Source organism: Pseudomonas sp. NGC7, assembly GCF_047159675.1.
Taxonomy (GTDB): Bacteria; Pseudomonadota; Gammaproteobacteria; order Pseudomonadales; family Pseudomonadaceae; genus Aquipseudomonas; species Aquipseudomonas kermanshahensis.
The window spans coordinates 4,995,920-5,012,714 of record NZ_BAAFZY010000001.1; the positions used below are offsets into that span (position 1 = coordinate 4,995,920).

General features: G+C 61.8%; 10 protein-coding genes and 1 other RNA gene. 5 read left to right on the top strand and 6 right to left on the bottom strand.

The window, feature by feature from the left end; genetic code table 11:
- Positions 1-227: 227 nt before the first annotated feature.
- A complete protein-coding gene (locus tag ACMCNM_RS22240) occupies positions 228-1,106 on the top strand; it encodes a hypothetical protein (protein WP_412765435.1) in 879 nt (292 codons plus the stop codon).
- 467 nt (positions 1,107-1,573) lie between these two features.
- Here the strand turns inward: ACMCNM_RS22240 and ffs are convergent.
- The 5 genes from ffs to ACMCNM_RS22265 all read right to left on the bottom strand — a co-directional run bounded on the left by ffs (position 1,574) and on the right by ACMCNM_RS22265 (position 9,598).
- Positions 1,574-1,670, bottom strand: an RNA gene (ffs, locus tag ACMCNM_RS22245) — signal recognition particle sRNA small type.
- A 121-nt stretch (positions 1,671-1,791) separates the two neighbouring features.
- Positions 1,792-4,122: an NAD-dependent DNA ligase LigA gene (gene ligA, locus ACMCNM_RS22250; protein ID WP_186704052.1), complete on the bottom strand. Its 2,331-nt coding sequence runs from the start codon at positions 4,120-4,122 to the stop codon at positions 1,792-1,794.
- A 239-nt stretch (positions 4,123-4,361) separates the two neighbouring features.
- The gene (gene zipA / locus ACMCNM_RS22255; protein WP_186682701.1) at positions 4,362-5,243 is read right to left on the bottom strand and encodes a cell division protein ZipA; all 882 of its coding nucleotides are present in this window, start codon (positions 5,241-5,243) and stop codon (positions 4,362-4,364) included.
- Between the two features lie 204 nt (positions 5,244-5,447).
- Complete coding sequence (gene smc / locus ACMCNM_RS22260; protein ID WP_412765436.1) at positions 5,448-8,936, bottom strand: chromosome segregation protein SMC; 3,489 nt, start codon at positions 8,934-8,936, stop codon at positions 5,448-5,450.
- A gap of 2 nt (positions 8,937-8,938) precedes the next feature.
- Positions 8,939-9,598: a GntR family transcriptional regulator gene (locus ACMCNM_RS22265; RefSeq protein ID WP_027592947.1), complete on the bottom strand. Its 660-nt coding sequence runs from the start codon at positions 9,596-9,598 to the stop codon at positions 8,939-8,941.
- Between the two features lie 267 nt (positions 9,599-9,865).
- On the opposite strand from ACMCNM_RS22265, the gene xdhA reads away from it, so the two are divergent.
- The 4 genes from xdhA (at position 9,866) to guaD (ending at position 15,993) form a co-directional block, all read left to right on the top strand.
- A complete protein-coding gene (gene xdhA / locus ACMCNM_RS22270) occupies positions 9,866-11,320 on the top strand; it encodes a xanthine dehydrogenase small subunit (protein WP_412765437.1) in 1,455 nt (484 codons plus the stop codon).
- On the top strand, positions 11,313-13,712 hold the full coding sequence (xdhB, locus tag ACMCNM_RS22275; protein ID WP_412765438.1) for a xanthine dehydrogenase molybdopterin binding subunit: 2,400 nt from the start codon (positions 11,313-11,315) through the stop codon (positions 13,710-13,712). Before xdhA ends, xdhB begins: the two co-directional genes overlap by 8 nt.
- Positions 13,713-13,832: 120 nt before the next feature.
- Positions 13,833-14,678, top strand: a complete 846-nt coding sequence (gene xdhC / locus ACMCNM_RS22280) for a xanthine dehydrogenase accessory protein XdhC (RefSeq protein WP_412765439.1) — start codon at positions 13,833-13,835, stop codon at positions 14,676-14,678.
- A gap of 10 nt (positions 14,679-14,688) precedes the next feature.
- A complete protein-coding gene (gene guaD, locus ACMCNM_RS22285; protein WP_027592951.1) occupies positions 14,689-15,993 on the top strand; it encodes a guanine deaminase in 1,305 nt (434 codons plus the stop codon).
- Here guaD and aqpZ read toward each other — a convergent pair.
- A complete protein-coding gene (gene aqpZ, locus ACMCNM_RS22290) occupies positions 15,990-16,688 on the bottom strand; it encodes an aquaporin Z (protein WP_027592952.1) in 699 nt (232 codons plus the stop codon). The two genes, guaD and aqpZ, sit on opposite strands and share 4 nt — an antisense overlap.
- Positions 16,689-16,795: the final 107 nt, after the last annotated feature.

Below are 16,795 nucleotides of genomic sequence, written 5' to 3' on the forward strand. Positions count from 1 at the left end.
GCGGGCGATGGCCTGGTTATACAATTTGGGCTATCTGCTATAGGCAGGGAATAGAAGTACCAATCGACAAGCACCCTGCTTCAAATCCAGCTGCTCAGCCAGAGATAAAGAATCTATAGTCGACTGAAAGGAATGGTCAGAAAATCACTGCTCAGCGTAGAGGAAGTGTTGCGCTTTTAAGGCATACTGAACGAAAATGCCGCATCATCGCTTGAAAGGGACCATTTATGCAACGAGTCAATGCGCATGTCCGATCATTTGCTCCAGAGCATTGGGGAGAGGTGGAATTTTTCAAGATTTTTTATGGCGGGTCGCATAAATTGAAGCCGGATAATGTGAAAGCACTAGGAGGTATTTCCGGGCATTTTCACAAGGCTCTTATCTTACGTGAACTGGCAGTGGATTTGCTGCCTGCGTTGGAAATTGACGAGCAAGAGCTTTATGCAAACGGACATACGGCAGCTAGGCATGGGTCGAAGTTTGCTGCTGTCGTAGAGGGTATTTTTACTGAGCTCTATTCAGCCATAGAGTGTGCTCGGAAAATCATCAGCGATATTTACGTGAAAGCACAAGGCTTACCAAGCGACTCGACTAGGAAATTCTTTAGAAAAATTCAAAGCGGTGAAGTTGGATCAGGCTTTCCTGATAAGCTAAAAGAAATTGTTCGTTCGTGTGATTGGTACGAGGAATTGCGTGTAATCAGGGATGAACTCACGCATGCTGACGTGGGGCATTGCAGTTTAGAGCGGAACACAGGTCATGTCCAGTATAGCCATTTCGGAGCAAGGATGAATGGACAGTGCTACGTGATTCCTGATGTGATGGGCCGAATTGAAAAGTTCTTTGAACAAGTAAATCAATTTTTAGGTACAACTTTTAATTTCCTCAACAGCCAGCTTCAACCCACGGAGGTAAATCAGCTCTGTGGCTTTTTCTTCGGTAGGGGATATCTAAGAAAACTACCATTGGAGCGACCAATAAACTTTCACACTGGGACATGTGTGTCACTTGAGTGGTTTGAAAAAGAAGAGGGTTTTCGCTGTCCATTCGCAGATGACTGCGGTGCGTATCACAAGGCGAAGACAATCAATGCTTTACATGAGTGATCATTTGAACGAAACCATATCCACCCTTTGTTCCTGCTCTTCGCTACCATTGGCAGTAAAGCCCGACCTTTGAGCCGTAGGCTTATTCATTTCTGCTCACCGCAACGGGAGGAATCGAAATACCAAACAAGCCGGACAAGGACGGCGGTGCTGGCCTAGTGGATCGCACATCAGCCACATCTTTACGCTGCTGGGTTTTCTGTGATGATCGCCTCATTACAAGTGCATACAACTGCCACCCGATTACTGTATGGAGGCGCGCTCTGCGGCCTTGTCTCTCGCCTTGGTGCCCCTGCTTGAAAGATGAGGCTATCTGGGAAATCGCTTCAAAGGGATTGGGCAGACAACTGATGGGAGATAGAATGCCCAGCACAGTGCACCACCTAGGTGTACCTAAACGCTGTCACACTTCGAGATTTTGAGCGAGAAAAGTCCTTTAAAATCACGGACTTAAAGAATGGAGGCAGCCCCACCAGCCACACCCCGGCACTCGATGTTCCCGCTATGGCTGCTCCCTTCCGGGCCTGACCAGGTTAACGGGTAATCAATGCGGGGGGACCGATGGGGCCACCACTGACGCAACTCGCTAAGCAGCGAGCCGCGCCATTGTACCGGTCTGAGGCGAAGTTACAACCTCTGCGGGGAGAAAAAGTCATCATTTCTCAATGACTTGTTTAAAGGTGGGTCAGATTGCGATGCCCTGCTCCGCCAAGAAGGCGATGAACGCGTCTTCGTCCAGCACCTTCACACCCAGCTCACTGGCCTTGGCCAGCTTGGAGCCCGCGCCAGGGCCGGCGACCACGCAGTGGGTCTTGCCGGAAACGGAACCTGCCACCTTGGCGCCTAGGCTTTCCAGTTTGTCTTTGGCAATGTCGCGGCTCATGCGCTCCAAGGTGCCAGTCAACACCCAGGTCTGCCCGGCCAGAGGCAGGCCTTCGGCGACTTTCTTCTCGCTGTTCCAGTGCATGCCGAACGCCAGCAACTGGGCTTCGATGTCCCGCGCCAGCGTCTGGTTCGCTTCGTCCTTGAAGAACTCGCGCACGGCCTCGGCCTGCTTGGCGGCCAGGGCCTGGCGCAGGTCGATACCGTCGGCGGCGATGATCTTGTCCAGGCTGTCGAGCTTGGCCACCAGCTTCTCAGCGCCGGTCGGGCCGACCGAGGCGATGTCGAGCTTGGCAATCATCCCGGCCAGGGTGGTGCTGGCGGCGAACTCGGCGGCCAAGTCGCCTTCGTCCTGCAACTGCATGCCGCAGGCGAGCAGTTGCTCGATGACTTTGCGGTTGTGCTCGTCTTCGAAGAAGTTGTGGATTTCGTATGCCACTTCAAGCCCGATGTCTGGCAGGTAGGTCAGCACCTGTGGCAGCGCCTGCTGCACCCGCGCCAAGCTGCCCAGCGAGCGAGCCAGGACCTTGGCGGTTTCCTCACCCACATCCGGAATGCCCAGGGCGTAGATGAAGCGCGCCAGGCTCGGGCGCTTGCTGGCTTCGATGGCATCCAGCAGCTTCTTGCTGGAAACTTCGGCAAACCCTTCCAACCCGACGACCTGGTCGAACTGAAGCTTGTACAAGTCTGCTGGCGAGCCAATCAGCCCTTCATCCACCAACTGCTCGACGCTCTTTTCGCCCAGGCCGTCGATATCCATCGCGCGGCGCGAAACGTAATGGATGATCGCCTGTTTGAGTTGGGCGCCACAGGCCAGGCGACCGACGCACCGGTACACCGCGCCTTCACTGGTGGTTTCCTTGCCTTTGCTGCGTTTGACCAGCTGCGTGCGCTCGACTTGCGAGCCACACACCGGGCATGCGCTCGGCACTTCAACCGGGCGGGCATCTTCGGGGCGGCGCTCGAGCACTACTTGCATGACTTGCGGGATCACGTCGCCGGCACGGCGGATGATCACCGTGTCGCCAATGCGCAGGCCCAGGCGGGCGATTTCGTCCATGTTGTGCAGGGTGGCGTTGGACACGGTCACGCCGGCCACTTTGACCGGCTTCAGGCGTGCCACAGGCGTCACCGCCCCGGTACGCCCTACCTGAAATTCCACATCCAACACCTCGGTCAGCTCTTCCATGGCCGGGAACTTGTGGGCAATCGCCCAACGCGGCTCGCGGGCGCGGAAGCCCAGTTCACGCTGAGACGCCAGGCTGTTGACCTTGAACACCACGCCGTCGATCTCATACGGCAGGCTGTTACGGCGCTCGCCGATGTCGCGGTAATACGCCAGGCACTCTTCGATGCCGGCGGCATGCCGTAGCTCACGGCTGATCGGCAGGCCCCAGGCCTTGAGCTGCTCAAGGATGCCAATGTGGCTGTCGCCGATGCTTGCGGACACCTGGCCTACGCCATAGCAGCAGAACTCCAGCGGGCGGCTGGCGGTGATTTTCGAATCCAATTGGCGCAGGCTGCCGGCGGCGGCGTTGCGCGGGTTGGCGAAGGTTTTGCCACCCGCTTCTGCCTGGGCGGCATTGAGCCGATCGAAACCGGCCTTGCTCATGTACACCTCGCCACGCACCTCCAGCACCGCGGGCCAACCTTCGCCCTGCAGCTTGAGCGGGATGTTGCGCACGGTGCGCACGTTGGCACTGATGTCTTCGCCGGTGGTGCCATCGCCACGGGTGGCGCCTTGCACCAATTGGCCGTCGCGGTACAACAGGCTTACCGCCAGGCCATCGAGTTTGGGTTCGCAGCTGTAGTCGACCGCACCCGGCTGATCGAGGCCATCTACCACACGGCGGCCGAATTCACGCAGGTCAGCTTCTTCGAAGGCGTTACCCAGGCTGAGCATGGGCACTTCGTGGCGCACCTGGCTGAATGCAGCCAGGGCCTGGCCGCCGACGCGCTGGGTTGGCGAGTCAGGCGTTACCAAGTGCGGGTGTTCGGCTTCCAGCGCCTTGAGCTCGTTGAACAGGCGGTCGTATTCAGCATCGGGCACGCTGGGCTCATCGAGCACGTAGTAGCGGTAGTTATGCTGGTCGAGCTCGGCGCGCAGGGCGTGGATTCGGGATTCTGCGGTCATTCGTTTGTCTTCTCTTGCAAAGCAAAAGAGCAGCCTGGGGGACGTTGCCTGGGGCTCTGGATCCTTTATCCCTGGTCTGGCCCCTTCGCGGGTAAACCCGCTCCCACAGGTACCCCACTGTGTTCAAAAACAGTGGGGTACCTGTGGGAGCGGGTTTACCCGCGAAGGGGCCAGATCAGACAACCTAGGAGCCCGAACCGGCCAGCACGCCCCGCAGGCTGCTCTTTCATCTGGATCTATCAGCGCTTCTGGGTCAGCGCGCGGCGCTCGAACTCGACGATGCGCTGGCGGTAGTGCTCGATGGTCTGGGCGGTCAGCACGCTGCGCTGGTCGTCCTTGAGTTCGCCATTGAGCTCATGGGCCAATTTGCGCGCCGCCGCGACCATCACGTCGAAGGCCTGCTTAGGGTGACGCGGGCCTGGCAGCCCCAGGAAGAAGCTCACCGCACGGGTGCTGAAGTGGTCGATGTCGTCCAGGTCGAAAATACCGGGCTTCACGGCGTTGGCCATGGAGAACAGCACTTCGCCGTGGCCGGCCATGCTCTCGTGGCGGTGGAAGATGTCCATCTCGCCAAAACGCAGGCCGCTCTCGAGAATGTTCTGCAGCAGTGCCGGGCCCTTGAAACCACCCTCGTCGCGGGAGATGACGCTGATCACCAGCACCTCTTCAGCGGGAGGCAGTTCCTTGACCGTGTTGTTGCTGGACGACACACCGCTGTTGCGGTTGTTGTCGGCCGCAAAATCATCATCGGCATCGGCGAACAGATCAGGCTCGCGCGCCTCTGCGACCAGGTTCAGGTCACCTTGCGGCACTTCTGCGGCGCGCTTGCCACGCTTGCTGGCCTTGACCGGCTTGGGCTCGCGTTCGCGATCGCGCGACGACGCACTGAGCGAGGGCAGGTCGCTCTCGTCCAGTTCTGGCTCCTTGTGGTTATCCAATACCCGCGATGGGCCGAGCACTTCGGCGCCGCCCTCTTCGTCGGGGACATTGGAATAACTGCGGTCCAGACGGAATTTCAACTTGCCTTTCCCGCCGCGCATGCGGCGCCAGCCGTCGAAAAGAATACCGGCAATGACAATGATGCCGATGAGGATCAGCCACTCGCGCAGACCGATTTCCATGTAATCCCGTGCCTCTATAAAAATATGCTTGAAAACAAAGGGTTCAAAGCCCTTTAACACGTGGCGCCAACTCTATGTTCTGACAGGCGTTTTACCCACGCAAAAAACGAGTGACATTAAGCTAGCACGACCAAAGACAACTTTACACCGTCTGTCGCACATGGCGGGGCCATTTCGCTACAGAATGTGCCCTATCTTCGCGCATCAGGCGTCGACCATGGCCATCGCCTCCTCCACGTCCACTGCAACGAGGCGTGAGCAGCCCGGCTCATGCATCGTCACCCCCATCAATTGATCCGCCATCTCCATGGCAATCTTGTTATGGGTGATGTAGATGAACTGCACGCTTTCACTCATTTCCTTCACCAGCCGGGCGTAACGCCCGACGTTGGCATCGTCCAGCGGCGCATCGACTTCGTCGAGCATGCAGAACGGTGCGGGGTTCAACTTGAAAATGGCGAACACCAGCGCCAGGGCGGTCAGTGCCTTCTCGCCACCGGACAGCAGATGGATGGTGCTGTTCTTCTTGCCCGGGGGTCGCGCCATGATCGTTACCCCTGTATCGAGTAGATCTTCGCCCGTCAGTTCCAGATAAGCGCTGCCACCACCGAAAACTTTTGGAAAAAGTGCCTGTAATCCGGCATTTATCTGATCAAAGGTATCTTTGAAGCGGTTGCGCGTTTCCTTGTCGATCTTGCGGATGACGTTTTCCAGCGTCTCCAAGGCCTCGACCAGGTCGGCGTTCTGGGCGTCCAGGTAGCGCTTGCGTTCGGACTGCTGCTCGTACTCTTCGATAGCCGCCAGGTTGATCGCGCCCAGGCGCTGGATACGCGCCTCGGTCTGCTCCAGCGCCTGTTCGGTGCTCTGTTCGGTGGCGTCCGCTTCAAGGGTGGCAAGCACGCCTTGCAGGTCGTAGCCGTCGGCCAACAGTTGTTCCTGCAGGGTCTTGCGCCGCACATCCAGGCCCTGGCACTCCAGGCGTAGCTGCTCCAACTGGCCACGCAGCAGTTGGGCTTGCTGCTCGGCTTGGGTGCGGCGTTTTTCCGCGTCGCGCAGGGCGCGGTCGGCTTCGTCCATGTGCAGGCGCGCCTGGCGCATTTCTTCGTCGACGCTCATGCGCCGCTCCAGCAGCTCTTCGAGCTTGAGGCGCAGCTCTTCGAGGGGCGCTGCGCCCTCCTCCAGGTTCAGGCTCAGTTGCTCCTGGCGCTCGGTCAGGCGTGCTGCCTGCTGTTCCAGGCGCTCCAGGGCCTGATGGGTGGAGTCGTGCTGGGCACGCAGCGAGCCTAGGCGCACGGCCAACTGGTGGGCGTGGTCCTTGTGCTGGCGGGCCTCCTGACGGATGCGGTCAAGGCCTTCGCGCAGGGTATCGCGGCGAGCCATCAACTGTTCGCGCTGCTCGGTGTCCTGGGCCATCAGGTCCAGGGCTTCTTGCAGCACCAGCCGCGCCTCGCCCAGTTGCTCGTGCTCCAGGGCGCGCTGTTCTTGCAGCTCGGTCAGCTCTTCGTGCAGGCGACGGCGACGCAATTCGACTTGCTCGGCACGGGCCCGGCTGGCTGACAGGCTGGCCTTGAGCTCGCCGTGCTGGCGGCTTTCTTCCTGGGTGCGGCGGCGCAGTTGCTCGCGCTGTTCTTCCAGGCCCAATTGCTGCTCGCGCAAATCCTGCAGCTGTTGCTCAAGGTGCTCCAGGGCGGCTTCCTGCTCCAGCTGTTGCTGGCTCAGGCGCTCGATCTCCTGGCCACGGGCCAACACCCCGCCTTCGGCCTCGCCGCCTCGGCTGACCCGCAAAAAATGCCGGCCAACCCAATAACCATCGCGGCTAACCAGGCTTTGCCCTTCAGCCAGGGTCGCACGCAGTGCCAGCGCCTGGGCCAGGTCATCGACCGGCTTGACCTGCCCCAGCCAGGGGGTCAGGTCGGTACGCCCTTCGACTTTATCCAGCAGGCTGCCCGCCAGCCGCGCACCCTCGCCACTTGCCAGCAGCAAGCGCAACTCGCCTTGCTCCAGGTCGGCAAAAGCGAGGTTGTTGAAATCATCAACCAGCACGGCCTGCAGATCGGCGCCAAGCACCGTCTCCACGGCCAGCTCCCAGCCCGGCTCGACCCGCAGCCCTTCGGCCAGGCGCGGGCGCTGTGCCAGGCCCTGCTCGCGCAACCAGTCTGAGGCACCCACGCCCGGCTCCAGCGCGGCCTGCTGCAAGGCCTCCAGCGATGCCAACCGCCCGCCCAGGCGCTGCAGGTCACCCTGCGCCTGTTGTTGCGCCTGGGTGGCCTGCTGCAATTGCTCGCGCGTGCCTTCGAGTTGCTCGACCACTTGCTCTTCGGACAGTTGCAACGTTTCGAGCAGCATCTCGCTGCTGGCCAACTGCTCGGACAACTCGACCAGGGCCGCGTCCTGCGGCTCGGCACCTAACAGGTCGCGTTCTTCACCCAGCTTGCGCTGGCGCTCCGACAAGCGCTCCAGGCTGGCTTCAAGCTGCTGCAGGCGGGACTGTTGCACCTCTGCCTGACGGCGGGGCTCGGCGGACCGGGTGTTGAAGGTGTCCCATTGTTCTTGCCAGCCGTGCATGCCCAGCTCGGCTTCTTCGAGGGTGGCGGCGGCTTCTTCGGCGGCCGCCAGGGTCATTTCCTGTTCCGGCTCGAGCATGGCCAGTTCTTCGCCGAGGGTGGCCAACAAAGTGCGGTCATGGCCCAGGTGGGACTCGGTCTCCAAGCGCGTGCGCTCAGCTTCCTTGAAGTCGTCCTGCAACTGGCGAAGGCGCTGCTGGCCGTGCTGGATGCTTTGCTCGACCCGGGCAATATCGCCCGCTACTGAATAGAAGCGGCCCTGCACCTGGTTGAAGCGCTCGGACAATTCGTGGTGGCCATCGCGCAGGCGCTCGATACTCGCGTCGGCGTTGCGCTGCTCGGCCACCAAGGCCTCGTGGGACACGTCCTGATCACCGATCACCGCCTCGCGCTGGCGTACGCGTTCGTCCAGGTCGCGCCAGCGCAGGGCCGACAAGCGGGCTTTCAGCTGGCGTTCCTGGGCCTTGTACTCACGGTACTTTTCGGCTGCCTGGGCCTGACGGTGCAAGCGTTCGAGCTGGCGTTCGAGCTCGTCACGCAAGTCGGTCAGGCGCGCCAGGTTTTCCTGGGTGCGGCGGATGCGGTTCTCGGTCTCGCGGCGGCGTTCCTTGTACTTGGAGATGCCCGCCGCTTCTTCGATGAAGTTGCGCAGCTCTTCGGGCTTGGCTTCGATCAGTTTGGAGATCATGCCCTGCTCGATGATCGAGTAGCTGCGCGGCCCAAGGCCGGTGCCAAGGAAAATATCGGTGATGTCCCGGCGACGGCATTTTGCGCCGTTGAGGTAATAGCTGTTCTGCGCGTCGCAGGTCACCTTGCGGCGGATGGAAATTTCAGCGTAAGCCGCGTACTCCCCGACCAAGGTGTTGTCGCTGTTGTCGAATACCAGCTCGATACTGGCCTGGCTGACCGGTTTGCGGCTGGTGGAGCCGTTGAAGATGACGTCGGTCATCGACTCGCCACGCAGGTTCTTCGCAGAACTCTCGCCCATCACCCAGCGCACCGCGTCGATGATGTTGGATTTGCCGCAACCGTTGGGGCCTACCACGGCCGCCATGTTGCTGGGGAAGTTGACCGTGGTGGGGTCGACGAACGACTTGAACCCGGCCAGGCGAATGCACTTGAGGCGCATCGTCAGGCCCGGGCCAACGCCGCCAGCACCAGCTCACAGCTGCGCTGGCAATAGGCGGTGAGCACCTCGCGAATGCGCGGCAGGTCGCGGGCGACCACCGCCTCGAGCAGGCGCGCGAACAGCTCCAGGTAGTCGTCCGTGCTGGCCTGGCGTTGGTCCAGGGCCAGGTAGTAGGCGCGGCTCATGGCCGGCTGCAGGTTTTCGACGGTTTCCTGCAGGTACGGGTTGTCGGCGAACGGGTAGGCAGCCCGCATGACGGCGAAGCTTTCGGCGACGAAGGCCTTGATGTCTTGCTGGTCGCGGGCATGCTGCAAGCGCTGCTGGATCTCCAGAAACGGGCGCAAGTCGGCCTCCAGGCGCCATTTTTGTGCAACGGCGTTGCCCAGCAGGATGTAGAACTCACCCATCAAGTTGCACAGGCTGCGCACACTGCGCTCGTCCAGCTTGGTCACATGCGCACCGCGACGCGGCAAGATCGCTACCAAATGCCGACGCTCGAGGATCAACAGCGCTTCACGCACCGAGCCGCGGCTGACATTCAGCGCCTGGGTAACCTTCTGCTCCTGAATGCGCTCGCCCGGCGCCAGCTCGCCGCGAATAATGCGTTCGGCCAGGTAATCGGCAATCTGCTCGGAGAGGCTGTCCGGGGCCTTGAACGTCATGGTTTTCCTTCAAAATCATTGAACTGGGCACAAGGGGCGGATTGTAGCGTACTTGACCCGCACTCGCGCAGAGGGGCCTTGCGCTTTATTTGGCCTGCCAGGCAGCTGCCTGCACGGCGCGATCTATGCTTGTGATATGGGCAATGTGTTCGGCCGGGTGTAGACATACGCATTTTCCTGACCTTTGAGTCAGAAAAATATTGACCAGCTCGTCAGGTCTGCTTATTGTCCGCCCAACAACAATAAAACCATTGCGAGGCCATCCCCGTGATCCAGTTTCTCGTCAACCAGGAGCTGCGTAATGAGCACGCCCTGGACCCGAACATGACGGTGCTGCAATACCTGCGCGAGCACCTGGGCAAACCCGGCACCAAGGAAGGCTGCGCCAGCGGTGACTGCGGTGCGTGTACCGTGGTGGTGGGTGAATTGACCCAGGACGACCAAGGCCAGGATACCCTGCGCTACCGTAGCCTCAACTCGTGCCTGACGTTCGTTTCGTCACTGCACGGCAAGCAGTTGATCAGCGTCGAAGGCCTCAAGCACCAGGGTGAACTGCACAGCGTACAAAAAGCCATGGCCGACTGCCATGGCTCGCAATGCGGCTTCTGCACCCCAGGCTTTGTCATGTCGCTGTTCGCCCTGCAGAAAAACAGCCAAGGCGCCGACGTGCATCACGCCCAGGAAGCCTTGGCCGGCAACCTGTGCCGCTGCACCGGCTACCGGCCGATCCTCGATGCCGCCGAGCAAAGCTGCCGCCAGCCTTGCCGCGATCAGTTCGACGCCCAGCAAGCCCAAACCATCAGCCGCCTCAAGGCCATTGCGCCAACCCAGACCGGCGAGCTCAACAGCGGCGACAAACGCTGCCTGGTGCCGCTGACCGTGGCCGACCTGGCCGACCTGTACAGCTCGCACCCCGAAGCACGTCTGCTGGCCGGTGGTACCGACCTGGCGCTGGAAGTGACCCAGTTCCACAAGACCCTGCCGGTGATGATCTATGTCGGCCATGTGGCCGAGCTCAAGCGCATCGACAAAACCGCCAGCCACCTGGAAATCGGCGCGGCTACCCCGCTCACTGACTGCTACGAGGCGCTCAACGCCGAGTACCCTGATTTCGGCGACCTGCTGCACCGCTTCGCCTCGCTGCAGATTCGCAACCAGGGCACCTTGGGCGGCAATATCGGCAACGCGTCGCCGATTGGAGACTCGCCGCCCCTGCTGATCGCCCTGGATGCGCAGGTGGTGCTGCGCCAAGGCGAACGTCAGCGCACCCTGGCGCTGGAGGATTACTTCATCGACTACCGCATCACCGCGCGCCAGGACAGCGAGTTCATCGAGAAGATCATCGTGCCGCGCGCCAGTGAGGATTGGGCCTTCCGCGCCTATAAAGTGTCCAAGCGCCTGGATGACGACATCTCTGCCGTGTGCGCAGCATTCAACCTGAGCATCGAGAACGGCGTGGTCAGCGGTGTGCGTATCGCCTTCGGTGGCATGGCCGCGATACCCAAACGCGCCCGCGCCTGCGAAGCAGCCCTGCGCGGCAAGCCATGGAACCAGGCCAGCATCGAGCGCGCCTGCCAGGCCCTGGCCGAAGACTTCACCCCGCTCAGCGACTTCCGCGCCAGCAAGGAATACCGCCTGCTGACAGCACAGAACCTGCTGCGCAAGTACTTCATCGAACAGCAAACGCCGCACATCGAAACCCGGGTGACCGCTTATGTCTAACCATCACGTAGCCAAGAGCCAGGCCGAGATGGCCGAACTGTTCAGCCAGGACCTGACCACCGGGGTCGGCCGCAGCGTCAAGCACGACAGCGCCGACAAGCACGTGGCCGGCGAAGCGGTGTACATCGATGACCGCCTCGAATTTCCCAACCAGTTGCACGTCTATGCGCGCACCGCCGACCGTGCCCATGCGCGCATCCTGCGCATCGACACCATGCCGTGCTATGCCTTCGAAGGTGTGCGCATCGCCATCACCCACGAAGACATCCCGGGCCTCAAGGACATCGGCCCAGTGGTGGCCGGTGACCCGCTGCTGGCCATCGACAAGGTCGAGTTCTTTGGTCAACCGGTGCTCGCCGTGGCCGCCCGTGACCTGGAAACCGCCCGCCGCGCCGCCATGGCGGCCATCGTCGAGTACGAAGACCTGGAGCCGGTACTGGATGTGGTCGAAGCGTTGCGCAAGAAGCACTTCGTGCTCGACAGCCACACCCACCAACGCGGCGACTCGGCCGCGGCCTTGGCCAGTGCTCCGCATCGCCTGCAAGGTACCTTGCACATTGGCGGCCAGGAGCACTTCTACCTGGAGACGCAGATTTCTTCGGTGATGCCCACCGAGGACGGCGGCATGATCGTCTACTGCTCCACGCAAAACCCCACCGAGGTGCAGAAGCTGGTGGCCGAAGTGCTGGACGTGCCGATGAACAAGGTCGTCCTCGACATGCGCCGCATGGGTGGTGGTTTCGGCGGCAAGGAAACCCAGGCCGCCAGCCCGGCCTGCCTGTGCGCGGTCATTGCGCGCCTGACCGGCCTGCCGACCAAGATGCGCCTGCCGCGCGTTGAAGACATGACCATGACCGGCAAGCGTCACCCGTTTTATGTCGAGTACGACGTCGGCTTCGATGACAACGGCCGCCTGCACGGCATCAACTTCGACCTGGCCGGCAACTGCGGCTACTCGCCCGACCTGTCCGGCTCGATCGTCGACCGCGCCATGTTCCACTCCGACAACGCCTATTACCTGGGCGATGCCACCGTGCATGGCCACCGCTGCAAGACCAACACCGCCTCCAACACCGCCTACCGCGGCTTCGGCGGCCCACAAGGCATGGTTGCCATCGAACAGGTGATGGACCACATCGCCCGCCACCTGGGCCGTGACCCGCTGGCCGTGCGCAAAGCCAACTATTACGGCAAGACCGAGCGCAACGTCACCCACTACTACCAGACCGTCGAGCACAACATGCTCGACGAGATGACCGCCGACCTGGAAGCCAGCAGCGATTACGCCGAACGCCGTGAGTCGATCCGCCGGTTCAATGCCAACAGCCCGATCCTCAAGAAGGGCCTGGCGCTGACTCCGGTCAAATTCGGCATCTCGTTCACCGCCACCTTCCTCAACCAGGCGGGGGCGCTGATCCACATTTACACCGACGGCAGCATCCACCTGAACCACGGCGGCACCGAGATGGGCCAGGGCCTGAATACCAAAGTCGCCCAGGTGGTGGCGCAGATCTTCCAGGTCGATTTCGACCGTATCCAGATCACCGCCACCAACACCGACAAGGTGCCCAACACTTCGCCAACCGCGGCCTCCAGCGGCGCCGACCTGAACGGCAAGGCAGCGCAAAACGCCGCCGAGATCCTCAAGAAGCGCCTGACCGAATTCGCCGCGCGGCACTATCAGGTGACCGAGGAGGACGTCGAGTTCCGCAATGGCCATGTGCGCGTGCGCGACCAGATCGTCAGCTTCGAGCAACTGGTGCAGCAGGCGTACTTCGCCCAGGTGTCGCTGTCGAGCACCGGCTTCTACCGCACGCCGAAAATCTTCTACGACCGCAGCCAGGCCCGCGGCCGTCCCTTCTACTACTTCGCCTTTGGCGCGGCCTGCGTGGAAGTGATCGTCGACACCCTGACCGGCGAATACAAGATGCTGCGCGCCGACATCCTGCATGACGTGGGTGACTCGCTGAACCCGGCCATCGACATCGGCCAGGTCGAAGGCGGCTTCATCCAGGGCATGGGGTGGCTGACCACCGAGGAACTGGTGTGGAATGCCAAGGGCAAACTGATGACCAACGGCCCGGCCAGCTACAAGATCCCGGCAGTAGCCGACATGCCGCTGGACATGCGCGTGAAGCTGGTGGAAAACCGCAAGAACCCGGAGGACACGGTGTTCCATTCCAAGGCCGTGGGCGAGCCGCCGTTCATGCTCGGCATCGCCGCCTGGTGTGCGATCAAGGACGCCGTGGCGAGCCTGGCCGACTACCGCGTGCAGCCGAACATCGACGCACCGGCGACCCCGGAGCGCGTGTTGTGGGGCTGTGAGCAGATGCGCAAGGAAGTGGCTCAGCAACAATCTGCCGAACAAGAACTGGAAACCGTGACTCACTGACATCGCGTAACCCTGTGGGAGCGGGCTTGCCCCGCGAATACGAGGGTGTGGCCACTGCCGCATTCGCGGGGCAAGCCCGCTCCCACAAGGACAATGTCAGCCTTCAAGAGAGGTTGAATCATGCACCAATGGATCAACGCCCTCGCCGACCACCAGTCCCGTGGCGAACCCTGCGTACTGGTCACCATCATCGAGGAACGCGGCTCTACCCCGCGCAACGCCGGCTCGAAAATGGTCGTCAGTGCCACCGCGCTGTTCGACACCATCGGCGGCGGCCACCTGGAATACAAGGCCCTGCACATCGCCCGGCAGATGCTCGAAGCACAACGCACCACCCCGCACCTGGAGCGCTTCAGCCTCGGTGCCAGCCTCGGCCAGTGCTGCGGCGGCGTCACCGTGCTGCTGTTCGAACCGATGGCCGCAGTGCAGGCGCAGATCGCGGTGTTCGGTGCGGGCCATGTCGGCCGCGCTCTGGTACCCTTGCTCGCCGCGCTGCCCTGCCGGGTGCGCTGGATCGATTCGCGCGATCAGGAATTCCCCGAGCTCATCCCCCCTGGGGTGACCAAGGTGGTCAACGAGGAGCCGGTCGATGAAGTGGCCGAGCTGCCAACCGGTTGCTATTGCATCGTCATGACCCATAACCACCAGCTCGACCTGGAACTGACCGCCGCCATTCTCAAGCGCAACGATTTCACCTGGTTCGGCCTGATCGGCTCGAAGACCAAACGGGCCAAGTTCGAGCACCGCCTGCGCGAGCGCGGCTACGACGCTGCCGTCATGGCCCGCATGCGCTGCCCGATGGGCATTGCCGAGGTCAAGGGCAAGCTGCCGATCGAGATCGCCGTGTCCATCGCCGCGGAAATCATTGCCACCTACAACGCCTGCTTCGGCCAGCATGACGCTGCCGCCAACGCCGGCCCCATTGCCCAGTTGCTGCCGCCCTCCCGGCGCAGCCAAGCCATTTGACGAGCGCTTTATGACCGCAACCCGCAAAGCCTACCGTGCCGCCATCCTGCACAGCATCGCCGACCCGGCCGAGGTCGGCCTGGAGGCCTCCCATGAATACTACGAAGACGGCCTGCTGGTGGTCGACGATGGCCGCATCAGCGCCATCGGCCACGCCAGCGAGCTGCTGCCGACCCTGGATGCCGGTATCGACGTGGTGCATTACCAGGATGCCCTGATCACCCCGGGCTTCATCGATACCCATATTCACTTCCCACAGACCGGCATGATCGGCTCCTACGGCGAACAGCTGCTGGACTGGCTCAACACCTACACCTTCCCGTGCGAAAAACAGTTCGCCGACAAGGGCCACGCCGACCAGGTCGCGAAAATCTTCCTCAAGGAACTGCTGCGCAACGGCACCACCACGGCCCTGGTGTTCGGCAGCGTGCACCCGGAGTCGGTCAACGCCTTGTTCGAAGAAGCCGAACGGCTCGACCTGCGGATGATCGCCGGCAAGGTGATGATGGACCGCAATGCCCCTGATTACCTGACCGACACGGCCGAGTCTGGTTACACCGAAAGCAAGGCACTGATCGAGCGCTGGCACGGCAAGGGCCGCCTGCACTATGCGGTCACCCCGCGTTTCGCACCGACCAGCACCCCAGCGCAACTGACCCTGGCCGGCCAATTGCTCAAGGAGCACCCGGGCGTGTACCTGCACACGCACCTGTCGGAGAACCTCAAGGAGATCGACTGGGTCAAGTCGCTGTTCCCCGAGCAGAAAGGCTACCTGGACGTCTATGACCACTTCGAGCTGCTGGGTGAGCGCTCGGTGTTCGCCCACGGCGTGCACCTGTGCGACGACGAGTGCCAGCGCCTGGCCGAAACCGGCTCGGCCGTGGCCTTCTGCCCGACCTCCAACCTGTTCCTGGGCAGCGGTTTGTTCAACCTGCCGCAGGCCGAGCGCTTCAAGGTCAACGTTGGTCTGGGCACCGACGTGGGCGCCGGCACCAGCTTCTCGCTGCTCAACACGCTGAACGAGGCGTACAAGGTCATGCAACTGCAGGGCGCACGCCTGCACCCGTATAAGTCGCTGTACCTGGCCACCCTCGGCGGCGCCCGTGCACTGCGCCTGGACGACCGCATTGGCAGCCTGCGCGCCGGCAACGATGCCGACTTCGTGGTGCTCGACTACAAGGCCACGCCGCTGTTGGACTACCGTATTCAGCAGTCCAACAGCATCGAAGAGACCTTGTTCGTGCTCACCACCCTGGGCGATGACCGCACTGTGCGCGAAACCTACGCCGCTGGGCGTTGCGTGCACCAGCGCTAAGGCTCTTTCGCCAGGCCCCGGTACAACGCGCCGCCGATCGCTGCCCCGATCAGCGGCGCCAGCCAGAACAGCCACAGCTGCTGCAGGGCCCAACCACCGACGAACAGTGCCGGCCCCGTGCTACGCGCGGGGTTGACCGAGGTATTGGTCACCGGGATCGAGATCAGGTGGATCAGGGTCAGGGCCAGGCCGATGGCAATCGGCGCAAAGCCTGCCGGGGCGCGGGCATCGGTGGCCCCCATGATCACCACCAGGAACATCGCCGTCATCACCACCTCACTGACAAACCCCGCCCCCAGTGAATAGCCGCCGGGCGAATGATCGGCGTAGCCGTTCGACGCCAACCCCGACGACAGCTCGAAACCGGCCTTGCCGCTGGCGATGAAATAGATCACCGCTGCCGCAAGGATGGCGCCAATCACCTGGGCGATGACGTAGGGCAGCAGTTCTTTGGCGGGGAAGCGCCCGCCCACCACCAGCCCGAACGACACGGCGGGGTTGAGATGACAGCCAGAGATGTGACCGATGGCGAACGCCATGGTCAGGACAGTGAGGCCGAACGCGAAGGCGACACCGAGAACGCCGATGCCGAGCGGAGAACTGGCTGCGATTACCGCACTGCCACAGCCACCGAGGACCAGCCAGAAGGTGCCGATCAGTTCGGCCCCCATGCGTGTACCGAGGGACATGCTCATGAACCCTTTCCTCAAGAAGTTGAACGCAACGAATGCGCAAGCCCAACTGCTTGATGAAGGTTTGCTCACAAGAATTTAGCAGACGTTTGGTTTATGGCCAGTAACGA

Coding starts and splice junctions, on each gene's coding strand:
- ACMCNM_RS22240 (WP_412765435.1), top strand. CDS start 228: ATGCAACGAGTCAATGCGCATGTCCGATCATTTGCTCCAGAGCATTGG.
- ligA (WP_186704052.1), bottom strand. CDS start 4,122: ATGACCGCAGAATCCCGAATCCACGCCCTGCGCGCCGAGCTCGACCAG.
- zipA (WP_186682701.1), bottom strand. CDS start 5,243: ATGGAAATCGGTCTGCGCGAGTGGCTGATCCTCATCGGCATCATTGTC.
- smc (WP_412765436.1), bottom strand. CDS start 8,936: ATGCGCCTCAAGTGCATTCGCCTGGCCGGGTTCAAGTCGTTCGTCGAC.
- ACMCNM_RS22265 (WP_027592947.1), bottom strand. CDS start 9,598: ATGACGTTCAAGGCCCCGGACAGCCTCTCCGAGCAGATTGCCGATTAC.
- xdhB (WP_412765438.1), top strand. CDS start 11,313: ATGTCTAACCATCACGTAGCCAAGAGCCAGGCCGAGATGGCCGAACTG.
- xdhC (WP_412765439.1), top strand. CDS start 13,833: ATGCACCAATGGATCAACGCCCTCGCCGACCACCAGTCCCGTGGCGAA.
- guaD (WP_027592951.1), top strand. CDS start 14,689: ATGACCGCAACCCGCAAAGCCTACCGTGCCGCCATCCTGCACAGCATC.
- aqpZ (WP_027592952.1), bottom strand. CDS start 16,688: ATGAGCATGTCCCTCGGTACACGCATGGGGGCCGAACTGATCGGCACC.